A 20,363-nucleotide genomic window follows, 5' to 3' on the forward strand; every position below is an offset into this window, starting at 1 on the left:
GTGTGGAATTTTTAAATCCAGAAGCTTTTTGGGCACTCTTAGCACTGCTACCCTTCAGTTATTTTCTCACCCGACGTAGCAGCAGCCTAGAGTCACTCTTTGCCCCTGAAATCTTTGCCAAAATTAGCTTTTCACGCCAAAGTATTTCGAGGCGTTCGCGCAATGTGCTGATGCTTTTGGCGATGAGTTTTGTCATTATCGCTCTTGCTCGCCCCGTCCTCAAGGAAGGCGAAATCACCGTCGATACCACGTCAATAGATGTCGTTGTGGGCTTTGACCTCTCCGCCTCCATGTTCAGCGATGATGTTTACCCCAGCCGCTTTGCGCTCGCTCAGCAAAAATTTGATGATCTTTTAAATGTCTTTCCTGAAGCCAATGTCGCGGTGATCGGTTTTAGTTCACAAGGCTTTTTGGTCGCTCCACTCAGCAGGGACTTTCACACTTTGCGCTTTTTGGTCGAACACATGAATGCCCGCTCGGTATCGCAAAAAGGAACCAACATCCTCTCAGCCCTTCAAAGTGCGGAAAACTTGATGAAAGAGAGCACACACAAAGCGTTGATTTTACTCACTGATGGTGGCGATACAGAGACATTTGACAAAGAGATCGCCTATGCAAAAACGCACGGCATTAAAGTCTATGTGTACGCCATCGGTACGGAAAAAGGCGGCGCGATTAAGGGTGAGAATGGAATGCTCACCGATTCCAAAGGCAATGTTGTCATCACGCACCTCAACGAGTCGATCAAACAGTTAGCACTTCAAAGCGATGGAGCCTACTTGCGCTACTCGTTGCGCCATGATGACATCAAAGCGATGGTGGAGGATATTCGCTCTAAATTTAAAAGCCATACCCGTAAAAGCGACACGATTCATGCCTATCAAGAGCTTTTTTATTACCCCTTAATGCTCGGTATTTTGCTTCTTTTACTGAGCCTGATTTCCTTGCCACAAAGGAGAGTTCATGGTTAAATCACTCTTGTTACTTGTCTGCTTGATGGGCATTACGCAAGCAGGGTTACTGGATTTTTGGAATGCAAGTAAAGCCAAAGAAGCTTATACCAAAGGCGATTATCCAAAGGCGACATCTCTTTACCAAAGTCTAGATCAAACCAACGATAATGCCGCCTACAATTTAGGCAATGCCTATTACAAAGAAAAAGCCTACGACAAAGCTTTAGAGGCGTATCAGCATGTTAAAGATCCAAAACTTTTGCCTCAAACCTTACATAACATGGGCAATAGCTACGCACAATTACACCAAAATGATCAAGCCATCAAAGCGTACGAATCAGCGCTCAAGCTCAAAGAGGATAAAGACACACGGTTCAATTTGGAGCTCTTAAAAAAAGAGCAACAAAAACAAGACCAAAAACAGAATAATTCATCTGAAAACAATCAGAAAAAAGACAACCAACAAAAATCCTCGTCCAAAGAACAACCAAAAGACAGCAATACCTCTCAAAATTCAAGCAATTCTGAACCGCAACAAAGCGACAAACCTTCTCAAAATGAGCCAAAGAATGCTCAAGATGCCAACGCGTCGGCGCAACAGCAACAGAGCACACCTTCCAAACCTGAAGAGAAGCCTTCGTCTGACACACACGATGCACAAAAGCACGATGTGCCAAAAGAAGACGACACGAAGGGTGAACAACAGGCGCAAGCGGCTCAAACAGATGATGCTCATGCACCTATTAGCAACCATGAAGAACACCAATGGGACAAAATACTCAATCAAAGAGGGGTCAATACGTTGATGTTGCCGCTAAGCAACAAAGGAGAAAAAGATGATACTTCAAAACCTTGGTAAGATGGCGCTTCTTTGCGTCTGCTTCGGTGCTTCACTTTTCGCAGACGCTTCCATTCGCGTCGATAAAATGGCATTGTATCCAGGCGATACCGTGACCTTTACCCTGAATGCAGAAGGAAGTGATGTCACCTTCCCTAGCATCAGTTCGGTTGATGAGTTTCCCATTTTGGGCACATCCAGTGCCAACAGCATTCAGATGATCAATGGAAACACAACTCGAAATATTTCACGCAGTTACACCTTTTCGCCAACGCACGATGTGACCATTCCTGCCTTTTCCGTTACCATAGCAGGCAAAGCGTACACCACAGAGCCTCAAAAAATCACCGTTTTAACCCCCAAAGCCAGCAAGTCGGGTGAGCCTTTTGTGCTAGAGCTCAAAGCCAATAAAAAGAGTGCATATGTCGGTGAGCCGATTAAGCTTAGCATGGTTTTCAAACAACAAGTGGGTGCTAAAGCCGATAAAGTCGAAGTGAGCGAGCTTTCACTCAAAGATTTTTGGGTTAAAAAAGAAGAGACATTGCATCAAAATGTCGAAGGCGAGTATGTCACCAAACAGTATGATTACGTGCTGTTTCCTAAAAAAGCAGGCGACATTGAGATTCCTGCCATCTTCTCGCGTGTCGGTACGGCTGTCAAATCAGACATGGGAGGTGGTGGACTGGATAGCTTTTTCAATGATTCACTGTTCGCCCCCATGCAAATCAAATGGAAACAGGTTTTCTCCAACGCGTTACATGTAAATGTAAAACCCTTGCCTGCCAACATCTATCTTTATGGTGACTTTTCCATCGAAGCGAGTGTGGATAAAACGTCCATCGAGCCCAATAAACCCATCAGCCTGATTCTTCACATTAAGGGCAAAGGAAACATCGACGACATCGCCCAGTTCAATCCTTCTATCAACGATGTCGCCATTTATGCCGATGCACCCAAAGTAGATGCTTCTTTAAACAAAGAGGATTATGAAGGCGAATTTAGCGAGCATATTGCCTTGGTGTCCGATAAAGATTTCACGATTCCCTCGTTTGAACTCTCTTACTTTGATGCCAAAACGCATACCGTAGTCACCCAAAAAACCAAAGAAATCCCCATTCACATCATCGGTGCAGTGATAAAAAGTGCGCCTACGTTAGAGAAAAACAAAAGCAGCGAACCAATGGCGGAACACACAACGTCTGATGAGCCGAAAAAACCCTTTTCTATTAAACCGTACATGAATGCTATTTATGGCATATTGGGCATTCTTTTCATTCTAGCCTTTGGCATATGGTTCGCTCAAACCAAAAAAGCGCACCCAATTTCACAAACACATGCTTTAGCATCCGCGATTGATAAAGCCAAAAGTGATAAAGCCTTGTTCGATCTCTTGCTTCCTTATGCTAAAAAAGATGCGTTGATTGCGGAGATTTTAGCTAAACTCGAAGCCAATCTTTACGGTGGCGCACAGAACATTATCGACAAAAAAGAGCTCAAACGGTTAGTGGAAGAAAGAGCGATTGGGTAAAATTTTGAAGTTAAAATCGTTGCAAATATCTTTACATGTAAAGATATTTTGAGTGGCTTGGTAAATTTTTGTATAATTTTTTAATGATCAAGGAGCTACACATTGATAAATGACTTTATTTTGGGGTTGATCACTTTTCTCACATCCGTCCTTACGGGTGCGGTAGGAATGGGTGGTGGATTATTATTGATCGCTATTCTTCCATCCTTTTTACCACTCAACGCGCTTATCCCCGTTCATGGACTAACGCAAATATCGAGCAATGTATCACGAGCTTATTTTGGGCATAAAGATATTCAGTACAGTGTTGTCCCAAAATTCTTGATTGGTTCACTTATTGGTGTTGGCATCTTTGCTTTTTTACTCAATCTTATTACGATCAACTATATCCCATTATTCATTGGAACGTATATCTTGTTATCTTTATGGTCGCAAACCTTTAATGAGAAAATAAAAAAATATGAAAGCTACTACGTCATTGGATTTTTTCAATCAGGACTTTCTGTTGTTGTCGGCACAACGGGTCCACTTGCCATAACAAAACTCCTAAAAGAGTTTGAAGATAATGATAAAGTCGTTGCAACCTCCGCGGTACTTATGAGCATTACGCATATTTTAAAAGCACTTGTCTATCTCAATTTTGGATTTATCTTTGCTGACTATCTTGGGATGATTTTCTTTATGATTACCTGCTCTATTTTAGGCTCATACGTAGGTACAAAATTGAGGAATAAGATCGATGGTAAAAAATTATTCTTTGCATTGAGAATAGTGCTCTCTATTATGGCTCTCAAATCAGTCCTATCAATTTTTTAATAAAGTTTTGCAAAGCTCTTCTTATTGCAAAGCCTACGCTATGCTGCTGTGGCGCTCAATCTAGCCTCTTTTGAGGCAAAAAGGCTTCTTATAAAACGGTAAGAAGCCTTTTTGCATGTTAATCTCTTATCTTTAAAAAAGCTGAAAGAGCGTAGCCTTTCACTACACTATACATCAATATTTCTTGTTTAGAATCTTTAAATTTTTGATTTTAGTATGCAGAAAATTAGGAGTTGAGGAAAGGGGGTATTTACCCATTTTGATCTGTTTTGAAACTTTACATGTAAAGAAAGTTAAAAGTCTACCCCTAACCGATACCTAAGAAAATTCTTAATACAATAGAGAAATTTCTTAAAAGGAAAGACGATGTTTAAACACCTTATTAACGTTCTCATTGGACTCAGTCTTTTTACAACCCTTGTAAATTCAGCGGAAAGACCACTCATCGTTGGCATGGAGTTGCAGTACCCTCCTTTTGAGATGAGTGATAAAGATGGAACGCCTAGTGGCGTAAGTGTCGATTTGGCAAAGGCTCTGGGAAAATACCTCGGACGCGAAGTCACAATCGAAAATATCGCGTGGGATGGGTTGATTCCTTCGTTGAAAACTGGGAAAATTGACCTTATCATCTCTTCAATGACGATCACGGATGAGCGCCAAAAGACGATCGATTTTTCGATTCCTTACGCGCAATCCAACTTGGCGATTTTAACCAACAAAACAAGCGGTGTGAAGAGTATAGAAGACCTAAACCAAAAGGGTAAAAAGATTGCTGTGAAAAAAGGTACAACGGGGCATCTTTATGCAAACCAATACCTCAAAAATGCCGAACTTTTAGTCTTTGACAAAGAAAATGCCGCAGTTTTAGAAGTGATCCAAGGCAAAGCGGATGGTTTTTTGTATGACCAGCTAACGATCTATAAAAACTGGGCTAATCATAAAGAGACAACCGTTGCACTGTTAAAACCGTTTCAAGAAAAGCCTGAGTATTGGGGTGTCGCCATCAAAAAAGGGAATGATGCACTCAAAGAGCAAGTCAATGCGTTTATCAAGCAAGCCAAAAATGACGGCACGTTTGATGCGCTATCGAAAAAGTATCTCACAGAGGCTAGAGCGACGTTCGATGCGCTTGGGATTCCATTTTTCTTTTAAGGCAAAACCATTTTACATGTAAACGATTTTTTCATCCAAGAGATTGACCAAAAAGAGAATGTAAAAAAAAATAAGAGCGTTTATGCCTTTAACTTTTTGGTTCTTTCTTGCATCATCATCGCTGTCTGTTATGGTATGTTTAGCTCGGTCTCCTATGAGTTTCATTGGGAAAGCGTCTACGCGTACAAACAAAAGTTTATTGATGGCTTTTTCATGACGATCGTTATCTCCTTTTTTGCCTTGATTTTAAGTCTTTTCATTGGAGTTTTTTTTGCGTATGGACAAAATTCTAAAGTGATTCTTTTGCGGTTTTTTTCGCGGTTTTATATCGAGCTTATCAGAGGAACACCACTTTTGGTGCAAATTTTGATCTTTTTCTATGTCTTTGCCAACAATCTTGGCTTTAACAATCGCTATATCGTTGGAACGGTGATTCTCGCAATGTTTTCAGGTGCTTATGTGAGTGAGATTATACGAGCAGGCATCCAAAGTATTCACAAAAGTCAGTACGAATCGGCTCAATCCCTTGGCTTTACCCCGTTTCAAACCTACCGTTATATCATTTTTCCCCAAGCGTACAAACGCATCATCCCTCCGCTTACGGGGCAATTCGCCTCCATCATCAAAGACTCATCCTTGCTTTCGATCATCTCGATCAGTGAGTTTACTATGAATGCCCAAGAGGTCAACGCTTATACTTTTTCAACCTTAGAGAGTTACATACCCCTAGCCATTGGGTATTTGATGCTCACCTACCCTATCTCATTTTGGGCAAAAAAGCTTGAAGAGCGGATGAAAGACTAATCGGTTTTAAATCTTTACATGTAACGTGAAAGCGAGTAAGAAAAGTAGCCTTGCGCCACTTTTCTTGCTTTACTTTTTTACCAAGAATCGCTACTGGAATCACTCATGCTATCACCCGAAGAACTATCATCCCATGAAGCACTATCGTTAATGCCAAAGTCATTGTCTCCAAAATCAGAAGAAGACGGTTGTGGGGTAGTGTCCACGGGGGGCGCAGTATGGGTTCCTACGTTGGGCGTTGAGGCGTTGTTATTGGCAAAATGGTTAAACAACGCTTCACCTGCAGCCACGCCAACGCCTGCGGCAAGTCCTGTCGCCAATCCTGAAGCGATGCCACTTCCCATTCCTCCACCTTGTGGACTGGAAGGATTCATAGGAGCATTGTTAGGATAGGACGCAGTAGGAGGTGTTCCACCGTTCAAGCCATTGTTGGAAGATGTAGACTTTCGGCTAAACGCTGATCGAATAAGGAAAACAAAGACAAGTGCACCTCCCCCAAAGAGCAATGCGGTTGTCCATGGAAAAGGTTTAGTGGAAGAAGATGCGCTTTGATGCTCATTAGAGAGAGTCTTAGGAGCACCCAAGAGTCCTAGCTTATCTTTAAGCGTTTGAATCGCTTGTGGTTTGGCAAATGGCAATCCTGGCTCTAACTGCTCAGCAACGCTAAGTTCAGAACGCGCTTGCGTAATTTGACCTTGGGCTGAGAGTATTTCAGCATTGACAAAGTGCGCTTTAGCGCTTTGCGGATGTGCTTTTAAAACCTCTTCAACCATTGTGTGTGCTTCACTGAGTTTACCCGCTTGCGCTGCTTCGTAAACTTGGTGTATCGTAGGCTCTGCATGTGCGACACTCACCACGAAAATGAGAACCGTTAAAAATCCAAATATTTTTTTCACGACAACATTCCTTTAGAGGATAATATAATAGTGAAATAGTAACGCAATAGTTTTAATAGCGATTAAATAGACTTTTACGCATATCTCTATGGCTTAAAGTTCTTTTGTTTTAGGCGTTCCGAACGCTTTAAACGTTATCAGCAATAACGGTGAGAGCAAGAGATCGGCAACAATGGCAACAAAGATTGTAGCGACAGTCAAAAGTCCAAATACAATGGTTGGAACAAAGTTGGATGTCACCAAAACCATAAACCCTATCACGGTTACGCCAGCGCAATAATACATAGGATTACCAACACTTGCATGCGATCTCACCATTGAGGCAACATAATCACCATCTTTTTTAAGTTCAGCTCTAAATCGCAGATAATAATAAACGGTATTGTTCATCGCCATATCAAAAGCAATGGCAGCAATGGTGATATTCATAATGTCCAGAGGTATTTTAAAGACACCCATAATTCCAAATACGATGCCAATAGGAATAATATTGACAACAATCGCAATAAGCCCTATTTTAACAGATCTAAATAAAAATAAGAACATCAATCCTAGTATAGATATGGTTTCACCCACGGTTAAAATCTGAGTTTGATAGAGGGATTGGAGCATATTATTGTATAAAACCATCATTCCCACAATATCAAAATCACTCTCTTTCAAGCCAATTTCTTTTTCCAATCCTGCTCTTATGGTATTGATTAACTCTTCGCGCCTGAGATCTTTTGAAGAATCTTTGATACGTATGATAAATCGTGCTTCATCGTTTTCAATGTTAATATACGAATCTAAAAGCATATTTTTATCTTCCTCGGGAAGTGCTTTATAAAGAATTCCCAGTTCAAAGCTGTCCAACCCTTGCCCGTTTTTAATGATTTTCCCAACCCTTAAGAGTGTTGCAAGCGATGATACATTTCCAACATTATTCATGCTTTCAAGAAATGTTTGAATTTTTAATATTTCTTCCATCTTTTGGTCGGTAAACCAGTATTGCGCTTCACCGCTTTGTTTGTTAAACTCTTCTTCAAAACTATCAAGTACGCTAGGATCTGAACTTTTATCCAGCGTTACCTGTTTTTTAGGAAATCTTACGACCACTTCAAGGGGTGTTGTCCCCCCTAAGTTTTCATCAATTTTTTTCATACCTTGGTAGATTTCTGTTTTATCTCTAAAATAATTAATCATACTGTTTTCAACGACAAGCTGTGTTGTTCCAACGATACTAAAAATGACAACAGCAAGAGAACCCAGATAAATTGTTTTCGGATACGCTTTAACGGCATTGGCACACGCCAATGTTAATTTAGTAAATTTGTCATATGTTAAGACAGGAGCTTTTTTCTTCAAAGCCATCAACATTGCAGGTGAAAATATAATGGCAAAAAGGAAAGAGATACACGATGCCACGGCCATCATCCATCCAAAATTCATAACCGGAAGGATGCCACTGCTGATAAGCGACATATACGCAACGATTGAGCTACATACAACAAACGACATCGGTAAAACCATTTTTCCCATCGTAATGGCAATGATCTCTTTTTGCGATAACTCAGGATTTTTGATGTAGTTTTCACGGTAATTGGAGACAAGGTGAATGGACAAAGAGATCGCCATAATAAGCTGCATGGAGACAAAATTGGAAGAAATAACGGTGACTTCTAATCCAAAAAGGGTGTAGAGTCCCGCCGTTATCACAACCGCAGAAAATGCCACCGTAACAGGGATCAATACATACCGTAACTGTCTAAAAATGATCCAAAGCACTAAGATCATAATGAGAATGACCGAGATACCATACGTTTTAATGTCATCTTTGACAAAGCTAATCATGTCATCCGCAACCATCATAACGCCGCCTAAAAAGAGCTGCCCGCTATCTTTATGCATATCGATAATATCTCTCACCTCTTTAATCACGCTATGCGATTTGTCCTTGACGACCTCTCTATACTCTTTAAACTCTTTTTGAATGTGTTTAAGTTGAAGAGATTCCTCTTTGGTGAGTTTTTCTACTTTTTGTTTATCCAGAAGCGCATTGCGAGCTTTGACAAACTCCATGTATTTTGTATCATCTTTTAAATTGATCAGAATGCCCGTTGTTTTAAAATCCGCACTGACAAGATTGTTTTTATAAATAGGACTGGTTGTAAACTCCTCTTGCACCATGGTCTTGTTAATATCTTTGCTTTCAAGCGTTCGTATGTCATCAATAAACTCTTTGATAGACCGAGGTGGACTCTCAAGCAGCGGAACATCCAAAATGCTCACGACACTTTTCACGCTATCCACTTTTAAAAGTGCTTCTTTAAGACTTCTGATCGTATTGAGACTCTTCTCAGAAAGCATAGGATCATTGGGTGAAAAGGAGATGACAAGATAGTCCGAACTGGTATAGCGTTTGTGAATCTCTCTGGTAAGTTGAAGGTCTTTATCGTTTTCAAGGAGCAATGTTTCAGCGGAGGCATCTACACTGAGATGTACCGCAAAATACCCAAGGAACAGTGTCACTAAAAGCAGGATTGATAAAACGATTTTATGATTTTTGGTTATAAAGTCCGAATACATTTCTACATATTTTTCCACGAAAATTTTCCATTCAATTTTAATTTTTCAAGCGTTTTGTTGGATAATTTAGAATAACTACCATTGAGTCTGCAGTATCGTTGCTTTTTCTCTCAAACATTTCGCTATTTTATTTGTTGAATTATATCTTTTTTCAAACACATTTCCTTAATTATGGTTTGACAAAGCACCAAATACAAGCATATCAATCCCCTATAAAGCTCTTTTTTACTTTGACTTCGTTAGAATAATTCACCTTTTGCGGGGGTATGTGACTCTGGTGTGCACCACGGCCTTCAAAGCCGATTGGGTGGGCGGTTGACCGTCTGCTGGTAGGTTCGATTCCTACACCCTCTCGCCAACTCTCAAACACTACACAACTTTACGACACTACAATGGAACATTATGGGCGAAGAAAACAAAAAGAAGCCCTCATCAAAACCCTCAGTGGCACGGTTCAACTTAAAAGCTGAGCTCATTGAAAAATTTATTAACGACCATTTAATGCAATTAGATGACACAGATGCGATAGAAAGTGCATTTGAAAGCTTTTGGGATGCCGAGAAAAAGAAGCCTATGAGTCTTTTTACATTTAAAAAAAACCTTAAATACATACTTTGACCATAGGTTATTACCTCCACTTTTAACACTATTTCACCTTCTACTATTTTTGTGAGTAGCTTCATTTCTTATGAGACTGGCAAAGATACTATTGCTTTTGTTACAAATACAGAAAAATTTATTCCTATATATATTTAATTTTTAATATTAATATTAAAAATTTATAAAAGTCATTTTCACGTCGTTTTCATCTGTTAAATTAAGGAGCATTTAAATAAAACTTTAAAAGGAGAAACGTATGAGACTAGCTAAACTTAGCTTGGTGGCTATCGTAGTTGCTGGACTTGCATCGAGTGCATTTGCAGCTTCAACAACATTGGAGGACGCATTTAAAAATGGTAAAGTAAGTGGTGAGTTTAGAGCTTACTATTTTAGTAAAACTGACAGTGCGGGCAACAATAGAGAAGATCTTTTCACGACAGGTATTTTGCTTAACTATAAAACAGATACATTATATGGTTTGGGTGCTAATTTTACAGCGCAAGGTAACGCTTCACCATTTGCTACGGATGCGGACAAAGTCAGATTTAATAGCGATGAATACGGCACGGGCGCTGTTCTTTCAGAAGCATATCTTTCATATACCCTCGGCAAAACAACTGCTCAAATTGGCCGTATGTTTATCGATACACCTCTTGTAAGCAGTAGTGGTTCAAGAATGACGAAAGAAGCATTTGAAGGTGTTACTGTCGTAAATACAGACCTACCAAATACAACATTAATTGCTGGTTATGTTCAAAAATTCCAATCTAGAACCGATGGTAAGGGTAATGTTGGTAAATTTACAAAATCATTTGCAACAGGTTCTGCGGATGCTGTTGATCTTGACAATGGTGCTTATACCTTAGTAGTTATCAACAAATCAATTCCTGGATTAACATTAACAGGTGCTTACGCCTATGCAGATGTCGAAGATGTAGATGGTATCCATTTAGGATATGTTGAAGCATTGTATACAGGTAAAGCAGGTGATTTTGGGTATACCCTTGCTGCTCAAGACTATTACAATAGCTTCAAAAATGCCGCAGGATTTGCAGATGATTCAATCAATGCATATGGTCTTAAAGCAGGTTTGAGTTTTAAAGGTCTAAATGGTTATGTAGCATACTCTAAAACGAGCAATGACGATGTAGCTAGCGGTAATATTATTTCTGGATTAGGGAATGGTGCTGACTTACTTTATACCGATCCTGTTTTCTCTACTCCAGGATATCAAAAAAATACCGATACGTATGCTGTTGATTTAAATTACGACATTACAGCGGCAGCAAATGTTGGTGCCCGTTATGTAGAGTCTGATTTCAATGACAATACAAAAGGTTCATACACCTCTCTTTACGCTTCTTACAAATTTGACGGTGCTTTGAAAAACTTCAAATTAGGTGCTGAGTTTGAGTCTAAAGGTAAAGACAAAGATGGTGATCAGTTGAGATTTAAAGCCAACTACAAATTCTAATTTTTTCTTTCTTAGCCCACTTCATTTTGAAGTGGGTTCCTTTTTAAATAGTCTATTCATGATTTATTCTTTTTCATTTTCTTGTTTCTCAGCCCCACTCCTTATAATATCTATACCGTACTTATCACGTAGTTTGGTCAGTTTCTCAGACAACCGTTTTGACTTCTCGTCCTCCTCTACATGTAAAAGGGAAAAGGTCTTGGTTTGTGAAGGCGTGATGAAGTTTGAAAGCGCCAAGCCTAGATGCAAAATTCCATAATGGGGGTGAGTGTCAAGTGATGAAAACATCTGAACAACCCACTCACGGTACAAACCCTCGCTAAAAGAGCGATCAAGCGTTTGGGAGCTTTTAGATGAAATGCCATTTTCATAACGCAGATATAAATAATAAGTCGTTGGGTGCAAATCCAGCTTCGCAATCGTATAAGAGAGATGACGTGAGAGAATAATTGCACGGCGCAACACCTCATCACGGTTATGAATGACATGAAAATTGCGCGAAATGCCGATGGAACGACGATCTCGCTTGGTCACCACGGGATCATTATCAACCCCGCTGATGCGCGCAAGCAAGTCTTTACCGATGGTGCCCCACGCGGAAACAAGCTTATGATGCTCCAACACCTCGCCCAAAGTTGCAATACCATAGCTTTCAAACTTTTTCTGAAGCACCCGCCCGATGCCAGGAAAGGTTGCAATGGGCATCAAAGAGATAAACGAAGCGATCTCATGTTGAGGAACTAACGTCAGTCCATAGGGTTTGCGAAAATCTGTCGCAAGTTTTGCGATCCACTTGGAACTTGAGGCTCCAATAGAAATGGGCAGATCAAATTTCTCTAAAATCTCTTTTTGCAAGGATGCAATAAAAGCGTGCGTTGCTTCCTCTTTCACCCATCCCCTTAAATCGCCCCAAAACTCATCAATGCTGTACTGCTCCAAGATGGGGATTTTGGTCTGTAAAAAAGCTTTGAGTTTGGTGGAAAGCAGTTGATAAAAAAGATGGTCACTAGGTACAATGAGAAGCTTCGGGCACATCACCAGTGCATCACGAAGCGAAGTGCCTGTTTTGATGCCGTACTTTTTGGCTTCGTAACTCTTCGCAATCACAATCCCATGAACACGCCCTTTTTCATCCATAAACTCGCTTTTCCACGCCTCTTTATCGAAGCTTGAAAATGTTTTTTTATGTTGAATGAGTCCATTGAAACCACCCACGGACTCGGTCATGACGCTTTCACTATCAAGCGTACTAAAGATTTTAGCATCACTACTTTTGCACACAACAACTGGCTTACCTTTCAAAAAAGGTGTCCTCGTTCGTTCAGCAGAGACAAAAAAACAGTCCAAATCCAGATGAATAATCACGCAAAACCTTTTTACATGTAAAGATAAAAACAGTATAGACGAATTTCAAAAAAAGCTTCAAAAATATTTCTATATGAAATCTTTTACTGAGTCAACGTAGCCACAAAATTTTTCATCTCTTGTCACCCATTTATTTAAAAAATTTAGCTACAATTCTACGCAAATAAAACCACCTAAAAAGAAAGGAGCAGTCATGGACGATCACCCGAGTTCTCGTAAAGTCTGCTCCTTTGTAGGTGGTTTGTTTTTGCCCTGCACAAAACTTTAAATCAGCCGACTCTAAGCCCTAAACCACCTTCTTAACATTATAAGAAGGAATGAGCTATGTTCAAATATGACTATTTTTTTCACACCTTGGTGCCTGCATTTTTGCCAAAAAACTTTAAAGCATCCAAGCAAAATATCGCCAGTACACAGTCTAGCACCCACAAACTCAAAGAACTTGCAACCTGCTCCAAAGAGGAGCTCTTTGAAAAGCTTGGTAGCTCTGAAAAAGGGTTAAGCAAGCATGAGGCGCACAAACATCTTTTAAAATTTGGGGCGAATATCATTTCGGAAAACAAAAAAGCCAACCCTTTGCTGGTTATTTTTGAAAATATTAAAAATCCATTGACACTCATGCTTATCGTTCTTGCCAGTGTTTCATTTTACATGGACGATGTACGAACCGCTGTTGTCGTAGGAGGCATGACGCTTCTGAGTGTTGCGCTCTCTTCCATGCAAGAATTTCGTTCCAGCAAAGCGGCTGAAAAACTCAGCAGTATGGTCTCATCAACAGCAACGGTACTCAGGCAAAATGATGAACCCAGTTCAGATGAAATCACTACCCAATCCAATCATAAAATCCATGAATCTCACTCTCAAACCATTGAAATAGCCATCAAAAAGATTGTACCTGGCGACATTGTCCATCTGAGTGCAGGTGACATCATCCCCGCCGATCTGAGAATCATCAGCTCCAAAGATCTCTTTTTAAATCAAGCCTCACTGACAGGTGAAGCGATGCCTGTGGAAAAAGTTGCCATCAATGAACCGCATGAAATTGAATCCATGATAAGCGCACATAATATCTGTTTTATGGGTTCCAGTATTGAGAGTGGAACAGCGATTGGCGTTGTGTGTACCACAGGAAAAGAGACCTATCTTGGCTCCATTGCCAAAGTGATTGAGAGTGCGGCGGAACCAACAAGCTTTGATATAGGCATCAAAAAGTTTACATGGTTGATGCTTCGATTTATGTTTATAATGGTGCCGGTGGTGATGCTGGTCAATGGCTTTTTAAAACATGATTGGATGGGTGCCTTTTTATTTGGACTCTCTGTTGCCGTGGGGCTTGCTCCTGAAATGCTACCGATGATCGTCACAGTCAATTTAAGCAAAGGTGCCTTTGCACTCTCAAAGCAAAAAGTCATTGTTAAAAAGCTCAGTGCCATTCAAAATTTTGGAGCAATGGATATTTTATGCACCGATAAAACAGGCACACTTACCCAAGATAAAATTATCCTCGAACAACATGTCAACGTCAATGGCGAGAAATGTAACCATGTTTTAGAATTAGCCTACTTAAACAGTTTCCATCAAACCGGCTTAAAAAACCTTCTAGACGTCGCTGTTTTGGAGCACTCTGAAATCGAGGGATTGGCAGTTAATGAATTTCCCAATAAAGTAGATGAAATTCCTTTTGATTTTAACCGCAAACGAATGTCCGTTGTGGTTGGTAAAACCGACAATTCACATCTTCTCATCACCAAGGGTGCTGTCGAAGAGATGGTTAAAGTCTGCACACATGTTGAAAAAAATGGTGAGATTTTACCACTGGATACTACGATGTACAGTGATATTTTTAATCTGGTTAATGAATACAACAATGATGGTTTTAGGGTTATTGCCGTCGCCTACAAAAACATACCCAATTCTCAACAAGCCTATGCAATCCAAGATGAATCCCAAATGATTTTGGCAGGGTTTATGTCCTTTCTTGACCCTCCCAAAGAGAGTGCAAAAAAAGCAATCAAAATGTTAAATGAGTACGGCGTCAGCGTTAAAGTTCTCACCGGTGACAATGAACGTGTCACGACAAAAATCTGTAAAGATGTGGGGTTGGAAATTACTGCTATTTACCAAGGAGCTGACATTGATGCGATGAATGAAGAGGAGCTCAAACTTGCTGTTGAAAAAGCCAATGTTTTTACCAAACTCTCCCCTGATAATAAAGCACGCATTGTCAGTGCCCTCAGACAAAATGGTCACACCGTTGGGTTTATGGGCGATGGGATCAATGATGCCCCTGCCCTTAAACTCGCTGACGTGGGTATCTCGGTCGATACCGCCGTAGATATTGCCAAAGAGACCGCTGACATCATCTTACTGGAGCGCAGCCTACTTGTGTTAGAACAAGGTGTCTTGTTGGGGAGAAAAGTGTTTGCGAATATCATCAAGTACATCAAGATGGGATCAAGTTCAAATTACGGGAATATGTTTAGCGTGGTAGGAGCCAGTGCCATTTTGCCTTTCATTCCCATGCACCCGATTCAAATCGTCACCAATAACTTTTTATACGATCTCTCTCAATCCACAACGCCAACCGATCATGTGGATGATGAACTGATCAAAAAACCAAAAAAATGGGATATTGCCGATATTAAAAACTTTATGCTGATCGTTGGACCTACAAGTTCAGTGTTTGATTACATTACGTTTGGTGTGATGATTTATGTGTTTGATGCGTGGCATAATGAAGCACTGTTCCAAACAGGATGGTTTGTTGAGTCTCTCATCTCACAAACACTGATTGTACACATTATTCGAACTGATAAAATTCCATTTTTTCAAAGTACCGCAAGTTTGCCGGTTATCTTGATGACGGCGAGCATTATGTGTTTAGGAATTTGGTTGCCTTTTTCTCCGTTTGCCTCATCCTTAGGACTGGTTGCCTTACCTACGGAATACTGGAGTATCTTAGTGGTGATGATGATAGGGTATATCTTTTTAACGCAAAGTGTTAAAATGTACTACATCAAGAAATTTGCTAGAATTTAAAACAAAGCGTATAGGAGTCTGTCTTGGGAAATTTTACGGAAGAAATGGGGATGGAAGAAGAGAGTACAGCAAAGACCAAAAGAGCTGTTAACAAAAGTATTTGGGTCAGTGCTTTTGTCAATCTCTGTTTATCTATTTGCCAAGTTATTATTGGTATTGTATCAGGTTCACAGGGTTTGATTGCTGATGGTATTCACTCTTTATCAGATCTAGGCGCTGACTTTGTCGCCCTTGTGGCGGCATGGAAAAGTCAAAAAAAGGCAGATACACATTACCATTACGGTTATAAACGCTATGAAAACTTAGCTTCTATGATTTTAGGTGGATTGCTTTTAGTGGTAGGCATTGGCATGGTCTGGTCGGCAGTGCATAAGCTCCAAACGCCAGAATCTATTCCAACGGTGCATCTAATAGCACTTTGGACGGCACTGGGTTCACTCATGGCAAAAGAGTTGCTCTTCCGCTATATGTTAGCGGTTGCCCAAAAAGTGAAATCCAGTATGTTGATTGCCAACGCTTGGCATGCAAGATCGGACGCGGCATCGTCTTTGGTTGTCGCCATTGGTATTGTTGGAAACCTTGCAGGTTTTCCTATTCTTGATCCTATCGCGGCTTTAATCGTTGGATTTGTTGTGAGTAAAATGGGATGGAAATTTTTATGGGATGCCACACAAGATTTGTTAGATAAATCCATCAGCGAAGATCAAGTAGACGCTATTGCTGCCGAAATTGCTGCAACACCCGGTGTCATTGGATTTCATCAGTTAAAAACACGCAAAGCAGGTGATTTGATTTTGGCTGATGTCCATTTGGATATTGATGGTTCCATTACCGTAACAGAAGGTCACATCATAGCCAAAGCTGTCAAAGCCAATGTTATGTCCAAACATCCAGTGCTTTATATTATGATCCATGTGGATCCAGTATTGAAAAAATGAATGTCAAAAAGCAATAAAGTGATCAAGTTTTTCTCATTGACTTTTTATTTACAAAAGGTTAATCACACGTTTAATCTATTCTCCTATACTTTCATTACCAAGTCAATAACCTCCTTTTTGTGAAACACTCAATCATTTTAAAAGATGCGCTCAGATTGCCCGGTCTGAGCGTTACTCTTTGCCCTCCTTCTTTTTCCAGCATTTCACCCTTTGTAATCAAAATCAACCTTACTTTTAAGTAGAATACGACACTCAATCTGTTAAGGAAGTAGTATGCGTTCAATTGGCAACTTTTTATGGTTTATTTTAGGTGGCGTTTTTATGGGACTGTGCTGGTGGATTGTAGGCGTGTTGGCTTTTATCACCATCATTGGCATCCCGTGGGCAAAAGCCTGTTTTATCATCGGTCAATTTACTTTTTTCCCTTTTGGTAAAGAAGCCATCAGTCGTAAAGAGCTCCTGCACAAAGACGATATTGGAACCAGTACCTTTGGAACTATCGGCAACATTCTTTGGTTTCTCTTTGCAGGCATTTGGCTCGCTCTTGGTCATGTTTTCTCTGCGATTGCATGTTTTGCCTCGATTATTGGTATTCCTTTTGGCATCCAACACCTCAAACTTGCCGCTATCTCACTTTTTCCCATTGGTCAAACCATTGTTGATAAAGAGGTTGCAGCAGCCGCTCGAAATTTTAATGCAGAACAAACAGCCGCTTCCATGCGACACAAGAATTAAATTAGGTAGATTATGGAAGACTTTTTTATCTCAAGCATGCGAGAGTATGGGTATATTATTCTTTTTTTCTGGAGTATTTTAGAAGGTGAAAGCGGTCTGGTGATGGCTGGACTTTTTACCCATACAGGTGACATGCAACTTTTTACCGCTATTTTTGTAGCAGGTCTGGGTGGCTTTGCAGGAGATCAGATCTATTTTTACATTGGAAGATTTAACAAAAGCTATGTGCATCGCACACTCAAAAAACAACGACGTAAATTTGCACTGGCACATCTCCTGCTTAAAAAACATGGCTGGCCGATCATTTTTTTACAGCGTTATTTGTATGGGCTTCGCACGATCATCCCCATCGCCATAGGACTGACTGGATATAGCGCTAAAAAATATGCTGTGATTAATCTGTTTGCGGCATGGTGTTGGGCAGCATTGATTATTATCCCCGTGTGGTACTTCGGAAATGAAATTTTAGGTGTCATCAAATGGGCAAAAGGACACTGGTACTATGCACTGCCGCTTGTGGGCACACTCATTGGTGTGGCATACTACTACATCCATACGATTACCGAAAAAACATTAAAAGCCAAAGTAGATCAAAAGTAGTATTTTTTTTGATAAAATACGCGCGCATTTTTAGATTTTAGAAGAGGATACACTATGGAAAGTAATGCCATTGAAGAACATTTAAAACAAGTCGAGGAAGCTCTAGCAGAAGTCGAACACAAAGAAGAAGAGGCAGAAGGTTGGCTTTCGTATATTTCGCTGAGTACCGCTATTATCGCTATTGTTACAGCCCTAGTTGGTTTGTATGAATCACAAATTACATCGAAAACAATCCTCACCAAAAACGAAGCGGTACTGTACCAAAGTCAAGCCTCTGATCAGTGGAATTTTTACCAAGCTAAAAGTGTGAAAGCGCATATTTACACAGTCAACGCTGAGATCTACCCTGATAAAGCGGAAGATTTTAAGAAAAAAGTAGCGGTTTATAAAAAAGAGCAAGAAGAGATTAAAGCCGAAGCAGAGCGTATTGAAGGACTGAAAGAATTGCGTAATGAGCAGAGTGATCACTACTATCACATCCACCACATTTTAAGCTTTGCGATTACCTTTTTACAAATTTCTATTGCGCTTGCCTCTATTTCAGCACTCACCCGCAATAAAAAGTTTTGGTTAGGTTCTTTAGTGTTAAGTGGTATTGGAGCCATTATCGCAGGCTACTGCCTTGTTCTTTAAAAAAAGTTTTCTCGCGCGCCTTTTTCTCTACGTTTTTGTATGCCACGCTGCCCTCTTTGGAGAGCAGTATGGCGCCATCGAAATAGGAGGGAAAGGTGTTAAGGCCTATGTGATCGAGCTAGATAATAATCTTACCAAGATCAACTATCGAAACGCTCTTAACACCGCTCCTCAAAGTGGTATAACAGAACATCGCATAATGACACCAGAGATGATAGATCATGTTAGCTCTGACATTGTCATACTTAAAAATACACTTCAACATGACCAAAACATATCTGAACAGAACATCTTTATTATCGCTAGCAGTGCTATCCATAAAATCAAAAACAGACCCGCGCTAGAAGCCAAAGTCAAAAAAATGACGCATCATGCTCTGTATTTTATCGATGAAAAAGAGGAGAGCACGTTTGCTTTTTACGGTTCTGTTCCTAAAGCACAATGGCTTAACGCTTCCATGATCGATATCGGCGGAGGGAACACAAAAGTAGCTTGGATGGATGCACAAAATGTCATTGATTTTTTTGAAATTCCCCTCGGAACGGTTTCGTTAACCCAACAAGCAGACTTACGTGACACCAATACTTCCTTTGAAGCAAAATGTGTCAGTGTGATTCAAAATGAGCTCTCAACACTTCAAACAACTCACACAAAAGAGGCACTCTACGCCAGTGGTGGTATTTTTTGGGCAACAGCCTATTTGAAAACCAATGGTCATTTAGAGTCGTTTGTTCGTTTAGAAAAAGCGGATTTTGAGAAAGTTATCGCCCTTTTTTCACAGGAAGAGCGAAAAGAGTGTAGCGAAGCGAGTGCGCAATGCTTTTTGTTAGGCTACTATGGTGCTAAGAACTTGGTTGCGGGAGCTTTATTGGCAAAAGAGACGATTGATGCAATGAATTTTTTTGATCAAAAAGTCTATTTTGCAAAAGACGGTGCATGGGTCATTGGTTGGCTTTTAGTCCACACCCAATAATCTCACACCACTTTTTTTAAAAAGGCACTTCCACATTTAGGACAATTCCCATCCCACTCTAATAAATGATGTCCATGACACTTCTGACAACTGGGTTTATGCAAAAGTTTTGGAACAAGAGAGGAAGGATTGTGCGTATGCTTTTTAAAAGCAAATTGTTTTACATGTAACCATATAACCTTGAATGCTTGAATCAAAAATCGTTTGGGATGTGGTTTTTCTTGGAGATGTCTGCAATCAAGGCAGACCATCCATTTTTTCTGCAAACGAATATGTCGATGCGTTCGTGCGAGTGTAATATGCTCTGTTTCGTAACTACAAAGAGGGCATAAGAGATAATGCTTGGCTTCCATAAAGTATCCTTTACAAGCGATCCCTGCTTTTGCGATATAATGTATCACATATTAACTCAAGCATTTTAAGTTCCAGATTAATTTTAACTCAAATGGAA

The 20,363-nt window shown here is 40.2% G+C and carries 18 protein-coding genes and 1 tRNA gene; 15 read left to right on the plus strand and 4 right to left on the minus strand.

All coding sequences use genetic code 11. From position 1 onward, the window contains the following. Window positions 1-2 precede the first annotated feature (2 nt). The 6 genes from SJPD1_RS12540 (at window position 3) to SJPD1_RS12565 (ending at window position 6,091) form a co-directional block, all read left to right on the plus strand. The gene (locus SJPD1_RS12540; RefSeq protein ID WP_096047447.1) at window positions 3-971 is read left to right on the plus strand and encodes a vWA domain-containing protein; all 969 of its coding nucleotides are present in this window, start codon (window positions 3-5) and stop codon (window positions 969-971) included. Beyond that, window positions 964-1,812, plus strand: coding sequence for a tetratricopeptide repeat protein (locus SJPD1_RS12545; RefSeq protein ID WP_096047448.1), 849 nt, complete (start codon window positions 964-966; stop codon window positions 1,810-1,812). Before SJPD1_RS12540 ends, SJPD1_RS12545 begins: the two co-directional genes overlap by 8 nt. After that, window positions 1,790-3,319 (plus strand): BatD family protein, encoded by a 1,530-nt coding sequence (locus tag SJPD1_RS12550; RefSeq protein WP_096047449.1) that lies wholly within the window; start codon window positions 1,790-1,792, stop codon window positions 3,317-3,319. The genes SJPD1_RS12545 and SJPD1_RS12550 overlap by 23 nt, the downstream gene beginning before the upstream one ends. A gap of 102 nt (window positions 3,320-3,421) precedes the next feature. Continuing rightward, the gene (locus SJPD1_RS12555; protein ID WP_226372206.1) at window positions 3,422-4,135 is read left to right on the plus strand and encodes a sulfite exporter TauE/SafE family protein; all 714 of its coding nucleotides are present in this window, start codon (window positions 3,422-3,424) and stop codon (window positions 4,133-4,135) included. 366 nt (window positions 4,136-4,501) lie between these two features. After that, a complete protein-coding gene (locus SJPD1_RS12560; RefSeq protein ID WP_096047450.1) occupies window positions 4,502-5,287 on the plus strand; it encodes a transporter substrate-binding domain-containing protein in 786 nt (261 codons plus the stop codon). Between the two features lie 135 nt (window positions 5,288-5,422). After that, on the plus strand, window positions 5,423-6,091 hold the full coding sequence (locus tag SJPD1_RS12565; RefSeq protein ID WP_096047860.1) for an amino acid ABC transporter permease: 669 nt from the start codon (window positions 5,423-5,425) through the stop codon (window positions 6,089-6,091). A gap of 77 nt (window positions 6,092-6,168) precedes the next feature. Here the strand turns inward: SJPD1_RS12565 and SJPD1_RS12570 are convergent, their stop codons facing one another. Then, window positions 6,169-6,987, minus strand: coding sequence for a tetratricopeptide repeat protein (locus SJPD1_RS12570; protein WP_096047451.1), 819 nt, complete (start codon window positions 6,985-6,987; stop codon window positions 6,169-6,171). A 93-nt stretch (window positions 6,988-7,080) separates the two neighbouring features. Further along, the gene (locus SJPD1_RS12575; RefSeq protein WP_226372207.1) at window positions 7,081-9,573 is read right to left on the minus strand and encodes an efflux RND transporter permease subunit; all 2,493 of its coding nucleotides are present in this window, start codon (window positions 9,571-9,573) and stop codon (window positions 7,081-7,083) included. A gap of 240 nt (window positions 9,574-9,813) precedes the next feature. On the opposite strand from SJPD1_RS12575, the gene SJPD1_RS14570 reads away from it, so the two are divergent. The 3 genes from SJPD1_RS14570 to SJPD1_RS12585 all read left to right on the plus strand — a co-directional run bounded on the left by SJPD1_RS14570 (window position 9,814) and on the right by SJPD1_RS12585 (window position 11,629). After that, window positions 9,814-9,913, plus strand: a tRNA-Sec gene (locus SJPD1_RS14570). Between the two features lie 44 nt (window positions 9,914-9,957). Further along, window positions 9,958-10,173 (plus strand): type I restriction endonuclease subunit R, EcoR124 family, encoded by a 216-nt coding sequence (locus tag SJPD1_RS12580; protein WP_096047452.1) that lies wholly within the window; start codon window positions 9,958-9,960, stop codon window positions 10,171-10,173. Window positions 10,174-10,411: 238 nt separating this feature from the next. Further along, a complete protein-coding gene (locus tag SJPD1_RS12585; protein WP_096047453.1) occupies window positions 10,412-11,629 on the plus strand; it encodes an OprD family outer membrane porin in 1,218 nt (405 codons plus the stop codon). Between the two features lie 63 nt (window positions 11,630-11,692). Here the strand turns inward: SJPD1_RS12585 and SJPD1_RS12590 are convergent, their stop codons facing one another. Then, window positions 11,693-12,994: a DNA polymerase Y family protein gene (locus SJPD1_RS12590; protein WP_138070111.1), complete on the minus strand. Its 1,302-nt coding sequence runs from the start codon at window positions 12,992-12,994 to the stop codon at window positions 11,693-11,695. Between the two features lie 324 nt (window positions 12,995-13,318). On the opposite strand from SJPD1_RS12590, the gene mgtA reads away from it, so the two are divergent. The 6 genes from mgtA (at window position 13,319) to SJPD1_RS12620 (ending at window position 19,912) form a co-directional block, all read left to right on the plus strand. After that, the gene (gene mgtA, locus SJPD1_RS12595; protein ID WP_096047455.1) at window positions 13,319-16,033 is read left to right on the plus strand and encodes a magnesium-translocating P-type ATPase; all 2,715 of its coding nucleotides are present in this window, start codon (window positions 13,319-13,321) and stop codon (window positions 16,031-16,033) included. 23 nt (window positions 16,034-16,056) lie between these two features. Further along, window positions 16,057-16,971 carry a cation diffusion facilitator family transporter gene (locus SJPD1_RS12600; protein ID WP_210394371.1) on the plus strand — a complete coding sequence of 305 codons (915 nt, stop codon included), beginning with the start codon at window positions 16,057-16,059 and terminating at the stop codon, window positions 16,969-16,971. A 273-nt stretch (window positions 16,972-17,244) separates the two neighbouring features. Continuing rightward, on the plus strand, window positions 17,245-17,706 hold the full coding sequence (locus tag SJPD1_RS12605) for a YccF domain-containing protein (RefSeq protein ID WP_096047456.1): 462 nt from the start codon (window positions 17,245-17,247) through the stop codon (window positions 17,704-17,706). Window positions 17,707-17,718: 12 nt separating this feature from the next. After that, on the plus strand, window positions 17,719-18,306 hold the full coding sequence (locus SJPD1_RS12610; RefSeq protein ID WP_096047457.1) for a DedA family protein: 588 nt from the start codon (window positions 17,719-17,721) through the stop codon (window positions 18,304-18,306). A 54-nt stretch (window positions 18,307-18,360) separates the two neighbouring features. Beyond that, window positions 18,361-18,939, plus strand: a complete 579-nt coding sequence (locus SJPD1_RS12615; RefSeq protein WP_096047458.1) for a DUF4337 domain-containing protein — start codon at window positions 18,361-18,363, stop codon at window positions 18,937-18,939. Then, window positions 18,929-19,912 (plus strand): Ppx/GppA phosphatase family protein, encoded by a 984-nt coding sequence (locus SJPD1_RS12620; RefSeq protein ID WP_096047459.1) that lies wholly within the window; start codon window positions 18,929-18,931, stop codon window positions 19,910-19,912. Before SJPD1_RS12615 ends, SJPD1_RS12620 begins: the two co-directional genes overlap by 11 nt. A gap of 2 nt (window positions 19,913-19,914) precedes the next feature. Here SJPD1_RS12620 and SJPD1_RS12625 read toward each other — a convergent pair whose 3' ends face one another. Continuing rightward, the gene (locus SJPD1_RS12625) at window positions 19,915-20,265 is read right to left on the minus strand and encodes a hypothetical protein (protein WP_096047460.1); all 351 of its coding nucleotides are present in this window, start codon (window positions 20,263-20,265) and stop codon (window positions 19,915-19,917) included. Window positions 20,266-20,363 lie beyond the last annotated feature (98 nt).

The sequence above is a fragment of the Sulfurospirillum diekertiae genome (assembly GCF_002309535.1).
Classification (GTDB): domain Bacteria; phylum Campylobacterota; class Campylobacteria; order Campylobacterales; family Sulfurospirillaceae; genus Sulfurospirillum; species Sulfurospirillum diekertiae.

Bases quoted from the DNA above. Each gene is read 5' to 3' on its own strand.
- SJPD1_RS12545 (WP_096047448.1), top strand. From the start codon at position 964: ATGGTTAAATCACTCTTGTTACTTGTCTGCTTGATGGGCATTACGCAA.
- SJPD1_RS12550 (WP_096047449.1), top strand. From the start codon at position 1,790: ATGATACTTCAAAACCTTGGTAAGATGGCGCTTCTTTGCGTCTGCTTC.
- SJPD1_RS12560 (WP_096047450.1), top strand. From the start codon at position 4,502: ATGTTTAAACACCTTATTAACGTTCTCATTGGACTCAGTCTTTTTACA.
- SJPD1_RS12565 (WP_096047860.1), top strand. From the start codon at position 5,423: ATGTTTAGCTCGGTCTCCTATGAGTTTCATTGGGAAAGCGTCTACGCG.
- SJPD1_RS12580 (WP_096047452.1), top strand. From the start codon at position 9,958: ATGGGCGAAGAAAACAAAAAGAAGCCCTCATCAAAACCCTCAGTGGCA.
- SJPD1_RS12585 (WP_096047453.1), top strand. From the start codon at position 10,412: ATGAGACTAGCTAAACTTAGCTTGGTGGCTATCGTAGTTGCTGGACTT.
- mgtA (WP_096047455.1), top strand. From the start codon at position 13,319: ATGTTCAAATATGACTATTTTTTTCACACCTTGGTGCCTGCATTTTTG.
- SJPD1_RS12605 (WP_096047456.1), top strand. From the start codon at position 17,245: ATGCGTTCAATTGGCAACTTTTTATGGTTTATTTTAGGTGGCGTTTTT.
- SJPD1_RS12610 (WP_096047457.1), top strand. From the start codon at position 17,719: ATGGAAGACTTTTTTATCTCAAGCATGCGAGAGTATGGGTATATTATT.
- SJPD1_RS12615 (WP_096047458.1), top strand. From the start codon at position 18,361: ATGGAAAGTAATGCCATTGAAGAACATTTAAAACAAGTCGAGGAAGCT.
- SJPD1_RS12625 (WP_096047460.1), bottom strand. From the start codon at position 20,265: ATGGAAGCCAAGCATTATCTCTTATGCCCTCTTTGTAGTTACGAAACA.